This window comes from Akkermansia sp. N21169 (genome assembly GCF_029854675.1).
Classification (GTDB): domain Bacteria; phylum Verrucomicrobiota; class Verrucomicrobiia; order Verrucomicrobiales; family Akkermansiaceae; genus Akkermansia.
Window position 1 is genome coordinate 41,073 of sequence record NZ_JARWNC010000036.1, and the last position, 15,570, is coordinate 56,642.

Genomic DNA, 15,570 nt, shown 5'->3' on the forward strand with positions numbered 1-15,570 from the left:
CTTGTTCTGATCCTTGTTCTGATCCTTGTTCTGATCCTTGTTCTGATCCTTGTTCTGATCCTTGTTCTGATCCTTGTTCTGATCCTTGTTCTGATCCTTGTTCTGATCCTTGTTCTGATCCTTGTTCTGATCCTTGTTCTGGTCCTTGTTCTGGTCCTTGTTCTGGTCCTTGTTCTGATCCTGATTCTGGTCCTTGTTCTGGTCCTTGTTCTGGTCCTTGTTCTGGTCCTTGTTCTGGTCCTTGTTCTGGTCCTTGTTCTGGTCCTTGTTCTGGTCCTTGTTCTGGTCCTTGTTCTGGTCCTGATTCTGGTCCTTGTTCTGATCCTGCTGTTGTTGCTTAAGTTGCTCCAGATATTCGGTCAGCTTTTTTTTATTGTTAACGGCAGTTTTGAGAGAAGGATTAAGTTTGAGAGCATCATCATAATGTTCGATGGCTTCCTGGATTAATTTTTGTGCTTCTTCGATCTGTTCTTTGCCTGGCCTCTGTGGGGTAGCTGCTTGGTTCGAGGATACTTCTTCAATGTCCTTGTTTTGATCAGGCTGGGGAGGAGCGAGTAAATGGAATGCCCGTTCAGCTACCGTGTTTCCTATGTTATAATGAGCCGCAGATTGAAGAGCTTCGTCTTCGGAAAGAAGCGCTTGTGAAAACGACTGAGTGGCTTCGGCATCCTTGCCTTTTTTGAGCAGGGCATACCCGCGAGCGAAGGCGAGGCGGGCTTGATCTTCCGGTGTCATGTTGGAGGATGTCCCATAGGTGTCCAACAGTTTGACTGCTTCATCGTATTTTCCCTGTTTCAGAGATTCCCGTACTCCGGGGGCCAGTTCGGCTGCATGGACGGTAGTCAGTCCGAATCCTGCCATGATAAGCAGGCAGGGCAGGGTTGCTGCAGAGTTGCGGGTGGCAACCCTCCATTTTCTCCATTTGGTTCCGGCCAGGAGGCAGAGAATGAAGCATAGGAGGGAAGGTATGGCGAAGAGGTAATATTTGTCGTTTGGAATTGTGTGGACTTCGTCTCTGTTTTCCTGCTCATCCAGTTTACGTGAAACGTCTTTAACGAGAGCCGAGAGGTTGGTGCCTGCTCCAAGGTGGATGTATTGTCCTCCGGTTTCACGAGCCAGGGTTTCGAGTGATTCCGGAACGAGTTTGGAGATGACATGCTGTCCTCGGGCATCGCGGTATAACCCATCAGGATTAGATGAGTCGGGGATGGCGTCTCCGTTGACGGTGCCGATACCTGCCGCGATGACGATGAGTTTGGATTCCCGAGCGTCGAGGGCAGTGTTGTAGTCAAGGTTGACGGTATCTTCACCGTCGCTGAGGATGACGAGGGCGTTTGTGGATTCTCCTTTGTCTCGCTTGAAGGTATTAAGGGCAAGCTGGAGGACGTTTTTCATGTTGGTTCCGCCGTAGGAAATCCAGCCGAATTCAAGTTGTTCGATGGCTTCCCGGACAGCGCTATGGTCGTGGGTCAGGGGAATGAGGAGATGTGCTTCTCCGGAGAAGATGATAAGGCCGAAGTTGTCTTCCGGCAAGGCGTCGAGCAAATCGAAAGCGGCAGTTTTGGCTCTTTCCAAGCGGGAAGGGGTGACGTCTCGGGTGAGCATGGAGCGCGAGACGTCGATGGCAAGCATGATATTATGGCCTTTGTGTATGGTGGGGACTTCTCTTGTTCCTGAATAGGGCCGGGCCAATGCCAGAATGAGGAGGCAGAGGGCGAGTAGACCGAAAGTAAGAGTAAGCAGCCTTTTCCAGACGGAGGGGCGGACGACGAGTTCCTGGACATGGTCTCTGGAGACGAGCTCCTCCCATTTGCGGGAACGGCGGCGCATGAGGAGGCCGGAGGCAATCAGAAGGAGTGCCGGGAGAATCAACGCATAGAGAACATGGGGGTAAAGGAATGACATAAACTTGGGAGAATTACGGTGCAGGGGTGGGTCTCAGGATCTGCAGGGAGAGCCCCAGAGCGGCGAGGATGGCACTGGCGGCCAGGAAATACATGAAGAGTTCCTGTTCCTTGCGGATGACGTAAAGTTTGGCTTCGTTTTTTTCCAATTGGTCGATGGAGGAGAAAGCGAGCAGGAGTTTGTTGGTATCCGTAGCCCGGAAGTGTTCTCCACCGGTAATTTCCGCTATTTTGCGCAGAGTGGGTTCGTCAAAGTTGTCTCCCGCGATTTGGAAGGAACCTCCGAGGCGGCCGCTTTCCGTACCGACGGCGATCGTGTAGACCTTGATACCCAGCTTGGCGGCGGCAGTGGCCGCTTCGATCGGGGAGATTTGGCCGGAATTGGAGGCTCCGTCGGTGATGAGAATGATGATTTTGGACTTGGTGTCCTTTCGGTCTTCCAAGCGGGTGGCAGCAGCGGCAATAGCCGAGCCGATGGCGGTACCGTCTGCGGAAATTGATTTGTCGGTGAAGCGCTGGATGATGGAAATGGGCAGGGCGTGGTCCAGGGTCAACGGACAGAAGGATTTGGTTTTACCGGCGAAACCGATGACACCGATACGGTCGTCGGGGCGTTTGTCGATAAAGTTGCAAATGACGTATTTAGCTGCGGCGAGACGGTCGGCACGCCTTCCCTGAAGCATCATGTCCAGCGTAGTCATGGAGCCGGAAAGGTCGAAGGCTATCATGATATCGACGCCGTTGACGATCTTGTGCGATTTTTCATCAATGATTTGTGGACGTGCCAGAGCGATAGCCAGGGAGGCTGTAGCCAGGACAAGGAGGATGGCTCCAATGCGTCCGGCGAGGGATTCCGGATTGCGGGACAAGGTGGCGATGAAGCGCATGGTGGGGTGGTCGATGGAACCTTCCGCCCCGCGTTTCCTGCGGAGAAGCACCAGCAGGAGGAGGAAAGGCAGGACGTAAAGCCATGCGGAATGAGCAAATTGAAGATTGTCAAACATGCCTGTCATTTGGTGAAGCTGAGCTTGGGTGACGAGGTGTCCCGTGAAAGGGGGGCGTCCTCATTGCCCTTGAGTTGTGAGAGGTATTCGAGCCGCTCGATGATGTCTTTGGTTTCCCGGGCCAGTTCGGAGGCAACGGAGGCGTCGTCGGCCGTGTTTGGTTCGTATTTGAGTTGTACCATGCGCTGGAGCAGGTTGCGGACGGGGATCTGTTCCTGGACGGGGAGATTCATCAGGGCATCGGCCCGCATGCTGAATTCCTGGTGGGTTTCGAACAGGGTGGGATCTTCCGAGGTGCCGGTGAGGTAGGTTCTTAGAATGAGGGATAGCTCCGTGGCGCACTGGCGGAGGTCTTTGCCGGAGGCCAGCACCGCATCGATGTGTTGCAGGGCAATCTGCGCCGGTGTCGGCGGCGGAACCGGCTTGATCAGTTTTTTGGCGATCCATAAGCCCAGCAGGATGAGGAGGGCGATGCCGACAATGATAATCATCCAATGCCACCAGGCTAAAAGAGCCGTGTGCAGATAGGCATCGGGAGATGTGGACGGATCAAGCTGTGGTGGCGGTGGAATCATGGCTGCAGAAGATGATCAGTGGGCAAATTTACGGGCACGACGTCCGAAGAGGGCTTTGAGGGGGCTGAGGAATTGGTTCCTGTTATTCAGGTCCAGATAGTCCAGACCAAGGCGGTGGAAATCTTTGACCCATGCATCGCGTTGGAGTGATACGGCGTGTTCGTGGGCAGCTCTCAAATCCGGACGGGACAGGTTGAGAGACATGAGTTCTCCGCTTTCCGGGTCACGGGCAATGATTCGTCCGGCATCCGGCAGGACAAGTTCGCGAGGGTCGTAAACCCGGATGGGTATGAGTTCGTGCTTGAAGGCTAGTTTTCCCAGAGCCGGACGATTGGGCTCCATCAGAAAGTCGCTGATCATGACGACCATAGCCGTTTTTTTCTGAGTGCGGAGCAGGGTGTTGGCAACGTCGGAAAGAGATTCGTCCTCCTGTCCTGCGGGAGAGCTGATGATTTCCCGGACGATGCGGAGCGTCTGTTTGACTCCCTTGGCGGGGGGGACATAGAAGAGGTCGCCGCGTCCGAAGAGCAGGAGACCGCACTTGTCTCCGCTCTGAGCGGCGCTGAAGGCCAGGACAGCGGCGATTTCCGCCGCGTATTCCAGCTTGGAGTAAGATGCTCCGGCGGAGGCGTACCTCATGGATGCACTCGTATCAATTGCCAGGATGAGAGCTTGTTCTCGCTCTTCCTTGAAGCGGCGGACAAACGGGGATCCCATGCGTGCCGTGACTTTCCAGTCGATAAAGCGGGGATCGTCTCCGGCGAGGTATTCCCGGAAGTCGTCGAAGTCCAATCCCTGGCCCCGGAAACCGGACTGATATTGTCCGGCAAAGTTTTCCGCAGCCAGTCGCCTGGCTCGCAATTCGATGCGGTGAACGCGTTTGAGGATTTCCGCTGCTTTGTCCATATTGATTGTAAGATTGTTAGGAGTTCGTGACCGATAAGTGCCTATTGTATTTCGGCAAGGCCGGAGACGAGGCGGACGCTTGGGATGTGTCCCCTCGGATACGCTGTTTACGGCACTGGCACTTTGGACATGATGCGGTCGATGACATCATCCGTGGTGACATTTTCCGCTTCTGCTTCATAGGAGAGCAGGATGCGGTGGCGCAGGATGTCGTGGGCCAGGTCTTTGATATCCTGCGGCGTGACGAAGGAACGGTGATGCATAAAGGCGAGCGCGCGCGAAGCCAGGGCGATATTGATAGTGGCTCGCGGGGATGCCCCGGCACGGATCAAGCCGCTGAGGGTGATGTCGACGCGTTCGGGATTTCTCGTAGCACGGACGAGATCGACAATGTATCCTCTTACAGCATCGTCGATGTAGATCTGGTTGACGAGGTCACGGCTGTCGGCGATTTGCTGCGGAGTGGAAACGGGGGTCGTGCTGGGCGGCGGTGTCGATGTGGACATCAGGTCCAATACGCGGAGTTCTTCTTCGCGGTCGGGATAGGAGACGACGACTTTGAAGAGGAAACGGTCCAGCTGGGCTTCCGGAAGCTGGTAGGTGCCTTCCTGGTCGATTGGGTTCTGGGTAGCCATCACGAGGAAGGGATCGGGCAGGGCATAGGTGGTTTCCCCCAGCGTTACCTGGCGCTCCTGCATGGCTTCCAGCAGGGCGGACTGAACTTTGGCCGGGGCGCGGTTAATTTCGTCCGCAAGGATGAGATTGGCGAAAATGGGCCCTTTTTTCGCGGTAAAAACCCGTTCTTCCGGGTTGTAGACCATCGTGCCGAGAAGGTCGGCGGGAAGAAGATCCGGCGTAAACTGAATACGGGCGAATGCTGCATCCAATGCTCCGGAAAGGGCTTTGACTGATAATGTCTTGGCAAGACCCGGGACACCTTCCAAAAGGATGTGGCCCTTGCACAAGAGGCTTAGAATAAGTCGATCGACAAGTTCTGTCTGTCCGATTACGACTTTGCCAATTTCAGCCCGCAAGGGGGAAATCCATGCGGAGTGCATGGCGATGGCTTCGTTGAATTGTTGGGTATTCATATCTCCGGGAATGTTGTCTCAATGTTGGCAATGATTCTGCGCGTCCGGGCAATTATTTCAAGTATGATATCTAATCGTCCTTTGCGGTGTGAGACAGTGCCTCGTCGGATTCTGTTGAAAGAAAGTGTGATCTATCGGAGACGACTGGCTTTCGGAGTCTTTTGGGATATGTGTATTTCGGTCGGTTGAGGAGCTCTATATCGTGGGGTTCGGAGAGAGATGTATGACGTTGCGCTTCCTTCCATTTCCGGTCACTTATCCCTGTTTTTGTCACAGTTCGTTGACACTGGGGTAACAAGAGTTTGCCTGCCGAGAAAAAATGATCGAAAAGAGGATTTTTTTGTTCTTTTCCAGCCTCTCCATTTCCCAGGAAACGGGCTCCGCCGTAATTCTTTGAATCGCGATTAGTTAGGTATAAATTATCCTTGAATGAAAATTTTATGAATCCGTAATCCATTAATAATAAATAGGAAATTAGAAATTTTGGAAAATGAATATCAATCTTTCTTAAGTAATCCCGAAGGCAAGCAAAAAATTTTTTTCTCCGTGGAACCCCCATGGAACTTGATGCGACAGAATTGACACCTGGCAGGGGGGAAAAAATATGTTCACGCACTCCGGTTGTCTGGGTATTGTGTGGCTCCCGAGGCGGAAACGCCCCGACCTGATCCGGCTCTCCCGGCAGGGAGGCGGGCATGTCCAGGCATCCCTCTCCCGGCTCTTACCGAACACGACGAAACAGACTTCTACGAACATGCAGATTCCCCAGGAACAGAATACCGCTCTTTGGTCCAAAATCACCGGTCTCATCCACGCCAAGGTGAATAAGGACACTTTTGAGCGCTGGTTTACCCGGCTGGTTCTCGTAGAAGATTCCGGAACGCATCTGGTTATAGCTGCCGATGACGATATTTGCCTGGCATGGGTGGAAACGAATTATGCCCATTTGATCCAGGAAGCCGCCCTGACGGTTTTGGAAGGATCCCGCTCCCTGACATTTCGCCTTTTGGGGGAGGAAGGGAATGATTCTTCTTCCCATGATGAAAAACTTAAGGAAGGTTGGGGAGACAATGCCCTGAAGGCAGCGGGAGACGCTCGCCCAGCAGCGGTACTGTCCGTCTCCGGTAAAACGGGACGCAAGGCCAGGGGGGTAACGAACCTTAATCCGAACTACAGTTTCGAGAATTTTGTGGTTGGTGCTAATAACCAGTTTGCTCACGCCGTCGGAATTGCCGTGGCGGCGTCTCCAATGTGCCAATACAATCCCCTTTTTATCCACGGTGGTTCCGGGCTGGGGAAAACCCACCTTATGCAGGCCATCGGGAATGAAATTGTCAACCGCCGTCCCGAATCGGTCGTCCTCTACCTTTCCTGCGAGCAGTTTGTCAACGAATTCATTGATTCTATCCGGACGAACGATCTGAGTAAATTCCGCAAGAAATACCGCAAGGTGGACATCCTGCTACTGGATGATGTCCAATTTTTGGGAGGCAAGGAACGTACCCAGGAGGAATTTTTCCATACATTCAATTCTCTGTTCAACGGTCACAAGCAGATTGTGCTCAGTTCCGATAGACCGGCCAGTGAAATTTCCAATTTGGAACCCCGCCTCTCATCCCGTTTTGAGTCGGGTCTGACTGTGGAAGTCCAGTCCCCCAATCTGGAAACCCGCCTGGCGATTCTTCAGCAGAAGAGGAAGCAGTGGAATGTGAAAGTGAGCGACTCTATCCTCTTGTTTTTGGCGGAGCGCATCCGTAAGAATGTACGCCGCCTCGAAGGGGGGCTGATGCGCGTGGCTACTTTTGCTTCACTGTCGGGGGATACCCCCGATATTGCCCGTGTGGAAAGTCTCCTGCGCGACATTCTCCGTGAGGAAAATGCCAAACAGGTCACGATTGATGCCATTCAGCGTCGCGTGTCGGAATACTTCGATATCCGGCTCTCCGATATGGCGAGTCGCCGCCGTCCTGCCAGCATTGCCTTTCCCCGGCAGATTGCCATGTATCTGAGCCGCCGTCTGACGAATGTTTCTCTGCAGGATATTGGCGAAGCCTTCGGCGGGCGTGACCACGGTACCGTTATCCACGCCAATAAAACGATTGAGGCCAAGATGAAAACAGATAGTTCCCTGAAGGATCTGATTGCCCGGTTTGATGAGGAACTGCGGTGATGCCAGTGTCCTTTTTTTGCATATTTATGGAGTCCTTCCGTGGACTCCTGTAAAAAATTTAGCTGGAAAAGCCGGAGGAAATCAGGCAATAAGGAATCAGTTATGTCCAGCAAATTACTTGAAGGCAAAGTCGGCATTGTCGTGGGTGTGGCGAACAAGCGCAGCATCGCATTCCATATCGCAAAGGCATGGCATGATGCCGGAGCCAAGCTTATTTTCAACTATCAGGGAGAACGTCTGAAGGATGGAGTGATCAAACTCATCCAGGAAACCTTCGGTGAAGATACTCCCGTAATTGAGTGTGACGTCAGCAGCGATGAATCCATCGCCGGTTTTTTTGCAGAAGTGCAGAAGATAACGCCCAAAGTGGACTGCCTGCTGCATTCTGTGGCTTTTGCCCCCAAGGAAGCCCTCGGTGGCAGTTTTGTGGAAACCCGTCGCGAAGATTTTAAAATCTCTCTGGATATTTCCGCCTATTCCCTGATTGCCTTGGCTCGTGCCGTAGAACCCATGATGTCGGACGGCGGCAGCATCCTTGCCATGACCTATCTGGGTGCTGTCAAAGTGGTACCGAACTACAACCTGATGGGCGTCTCCAAGGCTGCCCTTGAATGTTCGATGCGCTACCTCGCCTATGATTTGGGGCGTTCCCGCAAGATTCGCGTCAACTGCATTAGTGCCGGTCCTGTCCAGACGCTGGCTGCTCGGGGCGTTTCCGGGTTCTCGACCATGTTCAAAGTGTACGAAGACCGCGCACCTCTGGGGCGTTCCTGCTCCGGTGAAGAACTCGGTGCAACGGGCGTGTTCCTTGCCAGCGATGGCGCTGCCTCGATTACCGGCCAGGTCATCTATGTCGATGGCGGCTACAGTGATATGGGAATGTAAAATTTCCGGGAAATCAGTTTTCCGTTTTAATGGGTTGCTTCTCGAATCGGCAAGATTTTCTTGCCCGGTAAGAGAGACTGACCAGGAAAAGCGTTCCGTCCATCAAGGCGGGGCGCTTTTCTTTTGGCCCCGGGAAGATCAATTGGATACTTGGCAACAGCGACGGAGTGCTGTGAAATTTATTTGAGCCAAGCCAGGAACTCCCTGTTGCCGTCTGTCCCGGTGATGGGGGAATCTTCGCATCCCATCCACTGGCGCCCCAGTGTTTCCGTGACGAATGTGCGGATGGAGTCGACGGCCTTGCGGTGAAGCAAGGGACCTCGGACAATGCCTCCATGGCCGATGTCCTCAGGCTGGAGTTCGAATTGAGGTTTGATGAGAACAAGGGCGTCTCCTCCTTCGCGTAGCAGGGGGAAGGCTGCCGGAAGTATCTTCGTCAGGGAAATGAATGATACATCGGAGACGATTAAGTCGATTTCCTCGCCGATGTCGTCCGGGGTCATGTAGCGGGCATTGAACTGTTCTTTGACGATGACGCGGGGGTCGTTTCTCAATTTCCAGACGAGTTGATTGGTACCCACGTCAATGGCATGTACCCGGATAGCTCCGTGCTGGAGGAGGCAATCGGTAAATCCGCCAGTGGAAGAACCGATGTCGAGGCACACTTTTCCTTCCGACGATACGGGAAATGCCTTCAGGGCGCCTTCGAGCTTTAAGCCACCGCGGCTGACGTAGCGAGGTTTGTTTTTGACTTCCAGTTCAGCGTCTTCATTTACTTTGACGCCCGGTTTACCTGCGGGATGTCCGTTGACTTTGATTTCACCGGCCAGGATCAGGCGCTGGGCCAGTTGGCGGGATTCGACAAGGCCGCGTGTTACGAGGAGGACATCAAGACGTTCTTTGGGCATGGGGAGGAGTGTGTGCCACTATGTATCCATGGAATGGTGGTCGACTGCAAGGAAAAGCTCCCCTCAGGAAGGCGACTAGGGAGGATGACGGCGTTTTTGTGTCAACGAACGTTAATTTGATTGCGTGGACGGTGTACGAACGTGTTTGCTTGCTCCTGCATGGAGCGTCGTTACAGAACACTCCGGTTCAAGGTGAAAAAGTACCTCAAATCGGAAAAGCGGAAAAATACATGGATGGGGCGGTGTCTCTCCTCGGAGATTTTTGACGAAAGGTACTGGCTGTGGCGCAAACATAGCGTGGCAGTCGGAGCCGGCTGGGGGGCAGCGAGTGCGATTGCTCCCGTTCCGATGCAGTCCTTTTGGGGAATTGCCGCATGTTTGTGGAAGAAAGGCAATATTCCTGTCGCCGTTTTTATGGCTTGGTTGTCTCCTCCCGGATTCATTGTTGTGGCCGTACCTCTCCAGTGGTGGCTTGGCTGGTGGATTTTGAGGGTTTTGGGCTTTGACGGTTCCGGAGCGAGTATCTCCATGCTGAAAGAAGTGGTAACCGGTATTGCCGATAACTTTTTCCTAGCACCTTTGGATGGGGTGAATTATTGGATGTTCGGAGTGGAATTTTCCTTGGGTGTGATCTTGTCGTGTTCTTTGCTGGGAGTCTTGTGTTACGGCCTTACATATGGGATCTGGTCTTTGGTTGACTGGTGGAAAAGCCGTCTTCATGCCGATGATGTTTCGGGAAAAGAGAATTAAATGGTGCAATTCCGGCAAGATCCCTTATAATCCCCTTCGTCATTTATTGGAGTTTCCCCCATGTTTCGTTTTGCCCTCATGAGATGGATCCGCGGATTGATCCCAGCGCTGATGATTCTTCTGATATTGGCGTGTGGCGGGATGGTTGTCTGGATATCCGTCTGGGGGGTGCCCCGTCCTCTGGTGAATTTTGTTGAAGAGGAAATCCAGAAGCAGGGGGTCAAGGTTCACATTGGTTCTTTGAAGGTGAGTTTGTGGTCCGGTGTGACAGTTAAGGCCTCGGATATTGAGGTTTTCCCTGGATTTTTACCGGAAGGCAAACCGCTGGGAAGTATCGGAAATGTGAGAATCGATCTGGATTCTTCCGATTTGTGGGATGGAATCGTAACGTTGAGAAGGATTGAGATAGGGCATGTTTCGGCCAAGGTGCCGGTGGATTTCAGCAAGATGATGCAGGGTGTTTATCTGGACGCCGGCGTTGAGTCGGGGGTGTGTTCGTTTCCGTCCGGAGCCTCCATGATGGATATCCAGAATGTGCGGGGGAAGGTCCAGGGAATGGGATTTGTGCTGAATGGACGGGTTGTTTTACCGGAAGACGGTGATTTGTCCTCCTTGTTTTTTCCCGGCGGGAGCAGTACGGGGAGCATGGACGCCGGCAAAGTGCTTCAGGATGTCCTGGAACAAATGAAGAAGGTACACTGGACGAAAGATCATCCTCCCATGTGGAGGATAACGGTGTCTGATGACAGGCAAAGAGGGGGTGGTATCCGGGCTGCGGTAGATTTGGATGTACCTTCCGTTTCCTATGACAGTCTGCAGGTACGGGATTTGACCATGTCTGTGGAATATGCGGGAGGACTCGTGTGGTTGAAGAAGTTGTCGTGCCGTGAACGCCTGGGAAACGGGACATTCGAGTTATCTTCCCGGGCGGATCTGGCCTCGCGTGCCGTGCAGGTTTATGTCAAGAGTTCCATTCCGGTGTTGAAGTGGGTCCTGGCATTTTCCAATTCTCCTGTTCATCTCCCCTATGGATTGGAACTGAAGAGTTCTCCATCATTTCATGTCGCATCGGAATTGCGTTTCAACGAGGCATGGAATGATCTGGAAAGTATCAAAGTTGTTGGCAGTGCATCGGTTCCCCGCTTTTTAATCGGAGAAGATGCCTATGACCGATTTTCGACGGATTTCAGCTATAATAACGGTGATTTTTACATATCGGATTTTTCCGTGATTCACAAACAGGATTCTTTGCGTGGACAGGTGATGGGCAAAGGCGGAGAACTCAAATTCGATGTCCGCAGTACCTTGGGGGTTGGAGCTCTCGTGCACCTTGTCCGTTCATTTGGCGATAGTAAGTTTGAGATGCCGAAGGAATTGACGCTGCGGGGAGATCCTGATCTCGTCCTGCGCGGTACGGCGGATTTCCCCCAAGGCTGGACGGGGGAGCCCGTCTTTCGGAATGCCGAGGTGAAATTGAACTTGAAGGATTTTGCCGTGATGGATGTGGATATGGGCTCTATCGTCATGGATGCACAATACAAGGATGATCGCTTTGTCATCAATAGATGTGCATTGGAGCGTGATGGGCATGGGATGGCTCTGAAAGGAGTCATTATGGGCAAGGAAGTTTATTTTTCAGCAACGAGTTCGTTTCCTCCCAAGGTGCTGGAACAATTGCTGAAAGGCAGGGCCTCTTTTCCGAAGCAGCTTCAACTACCCCAGAGTGCCCGTCTTTCCGCTAGGGGAAGCCTGGATTTCAATGAGTTGACCTATGGAGGCATTCACTTGTTGAATGTCGATTTGGAGGCTAGCGAGTTTTCCTGGAACCAAGTTCCGTTCTCCAAATTGAACCTTGCCTTCAAATTCGAAAACGGCGACCTTGTCGTGAAGGATTGCCGCCTGACCCGTTCAACGGGAACGAGTTTGGAATTGTTTGGCCGAGGCAATCTTGGGGGAGACATGTTCTTGATGGGGCGCAATACCATTACGCTCGACGTGTGGGATAAAATTCTCGGTTTGGATGATGATGACTTCTTTATCCAACGCTTCCGATTCAATAAGGATACGAACATGGATCTCTCGTTCCAGGCGAACGTCAACCTGACGGATCCGGAAAACCAGTACGATCTGGATGCCATCTTGTCCGCTGCCAACGTTGAGTACAAAAAAGTGTTGCTGACATCCGCCTCCGCGAAAGCCCATGTTGTTCCCGGTTCCGTCGTACTCACAAATCCCGTACTGGTCTGTGACAACCGAGGATTTCTCGATAGCCGGAACATCCGTGGAGGAACTGCGAAAAGTACGGTTAAGGCCGATACGGTGAAATTCGATTTTTTGAAGGATACTGTGGAAGTTGTCGGCATCAATGGCAGGGTGTATCCTGATTACACGATCAGGATGTTTTCCGATTCGGCAACGAAGGTTCTTTCTACTTTCAAATTCTACAGTCCCGTCCAGTTGCAGGGTAGAGGTGTGTTCCCGATGGGGGATGACATGCGCCTCATGCAGGGGAGGATCACCTTCAACGCGTACTCCGGTTTGGTGACTTATCCTCTTTTGGGGACGACGCTCGAAATGCGCAATGGCAAGGGAACATTGAACATCGATCCCGCATGGGTGAAGGTAAGCAACCTTTCCGGTACGATTTGGGGCGGTTCTTTTACGGCGAAGATCGATGCGCGGATTGACGAAAGGGATGACCTGAATGGCGTCGTTTCCGTGAAAAACCTGGATTTGAAGAGTATTGGACAATCCTATGACGAAAAAATGTCTCCCGCCTATGTCAACGGAGATGTCAATTTCCGATCCCAGGGAGGGAATGTTAACAGCCTTAAGGGAGAAGGGATGGCGACCCTGTCCCAGGGGAACCTTGTTGAAATTCCTCTTTTCGGCACATTGGGCAAGGTGATCGGTTCGGTTGTTCCCGGAGTCAAGCATTTGATTAATTACAATATCACAACTGCCAGGTGCGATTTCGTAATTGAGAACGGATACATCAAGACTGCCAGCGAAAATGGGAAGAGTTTTCAGGCGCAAGGAAGCAATATGGGGCTGACGGGAGGGGGATGGATACGTTTGTCGGATCTCTATGTGAATGCGGATTTGCGTGTCAGTTTACGAGGCCTCCCCGGCCTGGTGACCTCTCCCTTGTTTATGATTGCCGGCGGATTGTTCCGAGTGCGCGGAACGGGGCCTCTGTCGAATGTGGAATGGACTCCGGCTCCGTTTTCCGGCGGAGTATCGGCACCGCCTGCCGAAAACAAGGGATCGGTGAAGAAGAAGTGATGTTTTTCCAGGTAAAGATGGGGAAAAGTCTCTTTTGATGCCAAATTCTGATTGAATCCCCCGTCAGGAGCGTTAAAGTTTTCTCCGATATGATCCCTGTCAAAGTTTTTGAAACACCTCAAGAGGCAGCCAATTCATTGGCTAAGGAAGTTGCAGAATTGATCCGTTCCCGCGCCGCGGAAGGCAAGACCGTTGTTCTCGGCCTGGCCACTGGAGCTACTCCGCTTCCCTTTTATGCGGAACTCGTCCGCATGCACAAGGAAGAAGGTCTTTCTTTCGCCAACGTGATTTCCTTTAACCTGGACGAATACAGCGGCCTTGAACGCGAACATCCGGAATCCTACTGGTACTTTATGCACCAGAATTTGTTCAACCACATTGACATCAAGCCGGAAAACATCAATCTTCCCTCCGGTCTCGTTAAGCCGGAAGACCTTGATGCCCATTGTGCCGCTTACGAACAGAAAATCAAGGACTGCGGAGGAATCGACCTGCAGATCCTCGGTATTGGTCGCACGGGGCACATCGGCTTTAACGAACCCGGTTCCGACGATACGACGATCACTCGTAAGGTACTCTTGGACAATTTGACCCGTTCCGATGCCGCTCCTGCCTTCAACGGTATTGAAAACGTTCCGACGACGGCTATTACCATGGGGGTTGCCACGATCATGAGCGCCCGCAAGGTTGTCCTCATGGCTTGGGGAGAAAAGAAAGCTTCCATCGTCAAGAAGGCTGTGGAAGGTCCGGTGACTCCCGATGTTGCCGCTTCTTACCTGCAGAAGCACAAAAACGCCTGCTTCCTTCTGGATAAGGGAGCTGCTTCCGAATTGTAAGTAACTCCTTTAGCAACATGCCGGATTTACCGTTCGGCATTGTCGATTTTCAAAGTGTCGTCCAGTATCCGCTCTGGACGACACTTTTTCTTTTGAAATACATATAATTATTTGTTTTTATTGGATAGTCATTCCGTCTTGTCTTGACCGGATAGTTATGCCGTGTATGTTGGTAAGGAATCATGTTTTTATGGAAAAAATACCATTACTGTCTTCGTCTTTATTCTGTTTTCCTGGCGAATTTTAATTCTATCTGTCTGATGAAAAAGTTGTTGAATGTATTTGGGCTGGCATGTGCGTGCACCATGATGCTGGCGGCTTGCGGAGGTGGCGGTTCATCATCATCGGTCGAAGACAATATGGACGATTCCGGTACGTCGGAGGAAGAAGTATCGGAAAATCCTGCTCCCGACAACTTGGTGTCATTAAGTATTTCCTGGAAGGACGGGAAGGTGCCGATGACGATGACTTTCTCAGAGGAAGCCGTTACCGGGCAGATTGGCGATAGTTCCGGGAAGATGGTTGTTTACCGCGGTCGTTATCAATATGTGCGTGCTGCGTCTGCGAATGAAGAATCGGCATTGCGCATGCTGATCGAATATGCGGATGACAATGTGAAAAAACAGGTCCTTTTGGAACTTGCCCTTAAGTTTACGAAGGATGGACCTGTCGCCATTCGTGGCCATATGACGGTGTTAAATGATGGTTCTCAAACGGTTATTCCTCCGTCGCCTGGTGAATTGGAACCTGGCGAACCGCCTCGGGAGGAACAAGACAATCCGTCCGGGAAGGAATGGGCAACTTTACCGGCAGGAACCGTTTTGTCGATGGTTCCGGATGATGCTTCGGGGGAATTGATTTCTTTTTCCTGCGAAGTGGAATCAAGCAGCGGGACTTCATCCGGAAGAATGCGTTTGAACGATGGCACCGGTTCTTCCGGAAGTTCGGCGTTCCTGTTTCAAAAATCCGGTACACAGGCATATTTCGTAACTTCATTCGTTTATTCTGAAAGTACCGGTAGCCCGGAAGCTCCGGTTGTTTATAAGCAGGCGGATGTGCAGATTCATCTGGACTTGAAGCCTACCGACGCAACGGCGGAAAAACTCCCTGCGCGTATAGAAGGGATTTGCTCTTCCTATACGCTCAAAATCTCATCCAAGAACGGAATTGCCGGCAACGGTCAAACGTATTCCGGCAGAGGAACTTTCTCTATTCAATCGAGATGACGCCGAACGAACTTTTTCTATTAAAGGTGC

The 15,570-nt window shown here is 52.1% G+C and carries 12 protein-coding genes; 6 read left to right on the forward strand and 6 right to left on the reverse strand.

Going from position 1 to position 15,570, the window contains the following annotated elements; all coding sequences use genetic code 11:
* From QET40_RS05595 to QET40_RS05615, 5 genes are all read right to left on the reverse strand, one after another.
* Positions 1-1,905 (reverse strand): VWA domain-containing protein (locus QET40_RS05595; RefSeq protein ID WP_280126187.1); only part of this gene is annotated, 1,905 nt, incomplete at its 3' end.
* Positions 1,906-1,918: 13 nt separating this feature from the next.
* Positions 1,919-2,908 carry a VWA domain-containing protein gene (locus QET40_RS05600; RefSeq protein ID WP_280126188.1) on the reverse strand — a complete coding sequence of 330 codons (990 nt, stop codon included), beginning with the start codon at positions 2,906-2,908 and terminating at the stop codon, positions 1,919-1,921.
* A 5-nt stretch (positions 2,909-2,913) separates the two neighbouring features.
* Complete coding sequence (locus QET40_RS05605) at positions 2,914-3,483, reverse strand: hypothetical protein (RefSeq protein WP_280126189.1); 570 nt, start codon at positions 3,481-3,483, stop codon at positions 2,914-2,916.
* 15 nt (positions 3,484-3,498) lie between these two features.
* On the reverse strand, positions 3,499-4,389 hold the full coding sequence (locus QET40_RS05610; RefSeq protein WP_280126190.1) for a DUF58 domain-containing protein: 891 nt from the start codon (positions 4,387-4,389) through the stop codon (positions 3,499-3,501).
* A gap of 107 nt (positions 4,390-4,496) precedes the next feature.
* A complete protein-coding gene (locus QET40_RS05615; protein ID WP_280126191.1) occupies positions 4,497-5,480 on the reverse strand; it encodes a MoxR family ATPase in 984 nt (327 codons plus the stop codon).
* A 604-nt stretch (positions 5,481-6,084) separates the two neighbouring features.
* On the opposite strand from QET40_RS05615, the gene dnaA reads away from it, so the two are divergent.
* Together dnaA and QET40_RS05625 are read left to right on the forward strand one after the other, a co-directional pair.
* Positions 6,085-7,650, forward strand: a complete 1,566-nt coding sequence (gene dnaA / locus QET40_RS05620) for a chromosomal replication initiator protein DnaA (protein ID WP_280126192.1) — start codon at positions 6,085-6,087, stop codon at positions 7,648-7,650.
* A 102-nt stretch (positions 7,651-7,752) separates the two neighbouring features.
* Positions 7,753-8,535, forward strand: coding sequence for an enoyl-ACP reductase (locus tag QET40_RS05625; protein ID WP_280126193.1), 783 nt, complete (start codon positions 7,753-7,755; stop codon positions 8,533-8,535).
* Between the two features lie 179 nt (positions 8,536-8,714).
* On the opposite strand, the gene QET40_RS05630 is transcribed toward QET40_RS05625, so the two are convergent.
* Complete coding sequence (locus tag QET40_RS05630; RefSeq protein WP_280126194.1) at positions 8,715-9,443, reverse strand: TlyA family RNA methyltransferase; 729 nt, start codon at positions 9,441-9,443, stop codon at positions 8,715-8,717.
* A gap of 141 nt (positions 9,444-9,584) precedes the next feature.
* Here QET40_RS05630 and QET40_RS05635 point away from each other — a divergent pair, with 141 nt between their 5' ends.
* The 4 genes from QET40_RS05635 (at position 9,585) to QET40_RS05650 (ending at position 15,540) form a co-directional block, all read left to right on the forward strand.
* Entirely contained in the window at positions 9,585-10,193 is a 609-nt protein-coding gene (locus QET40_RS05635) for a DUF2062 domain-containing protein (RefSeq protein ID WP_280126195.1), read from the forward strand.
* 78 nt (positions 10,194-10,271) lie between these two features.
* On the forward strand, positions 10,272-13,478 hold the full coding sequence (locus tag QET40_RS05640; RefSeq protein ID WP_280126196.1) for a hypothetical protein: 3,207 nt from the start codon (positions 10,272-10,274) through the stop codon (positions 13,476-13,478).
* 89 nt (positions 13,479-13,567) lie between these two features.
* The gene (gene nagB, locus QET40_RS05645; protein WP_280126197.1) at positions 13,568-14,314 is read left to right on the forward strand and encodes a glucosamine-6-phosphate deaminase; all 747 of its coding nucleotides are present in this window, start codon (positions 13,568-13,570) and stop codon (positions 14,312-14,314) included.
* A gap of 182 nt (positions 14,315-14,496) precedes the next feature.
* Positions 14,497-15,540, forward strand: a complete 1,044-nt coding sequence (locus tag QET40_RS05650) for a hypothetical protein (protein WP_280126198.1) — start codon at positions 14,497-14,499, stop codon at positions 15,538-15,540.
* The last annotated feature ends 30 nt before the right edge of the window (positions 15,541-15,570 follow it).

Bases quoted from the DNA above. Each gene is read 5' to 3' on its own strand.
- QET40_RS05600 (WP_280126188.1), bottom strand. From the start codon at position 2,908: ATGTTTGACAATCTTCAATTTGCTCATTCCGCATGGCTTTACGTCCTG.
- QET40_RS05605 (WP_280126189.1), bottom strand. From the start codon at position 3,483: ATGATTCCACCGCCACCACAGCTTGATCCGTCCACATCTCCCGATGCC.
- QET40_RS05610 (WP_280126190.1), bottom strand. From the start codon at position 4,389: ATGGACAAAGCAGCGGAAATCCTCAAACGCGTTCACCGCATCGAATTG.
- QET40_RS05615 (WP_280126191.1), bottom strand. From the start codon at position 5,480: ATGAATACCCAACAATTCAACGAAGCCATCGCCATGCACTCCGCATGG.
- dnaA (WP_280126192.1), top strand. From the start codon at position 6,085: ATGTTCACGCACTCCGGTTGTCTGGGTATTGTGTGGCTCCCGAGGCGG.
- QET40_RS05625 (WP_280126193.1), top strand. From the start codon at position 7,753: ATGTCCAGCAAATTACTTGAAGGCAAAGTCGGCATTGTCGTGGGTGTG.
- QET40_RS05630 (WP_280126194.1), bottom strand. From the start codon at position 9,443: ATGCCCAAAGAACGTCTTGATGTCCTCCTCGTAACACGCGGCCTTGTC.
- QET40_RS05640 (WP_280126196.1), top strand. From the start codon at position 10,272: ATGAGATGGATCCGCGGATTGATCCCAGCGCTGATGATTCTTCTGATA.
- nagB (WP_280126197.1), top strand. From the start codon at position 13,568: ATGATCCCTGTCAAAGTTTTTGAAACACCTCAAGAGGCAGCCAATTCA.
- QET40_RS05650 (WP_280126198.1), top strand. From the start codon at position 14,497: ATGTTTTTATGGAAAAAATACCATTACTGTCTTCGTCTTTATTCTGTT.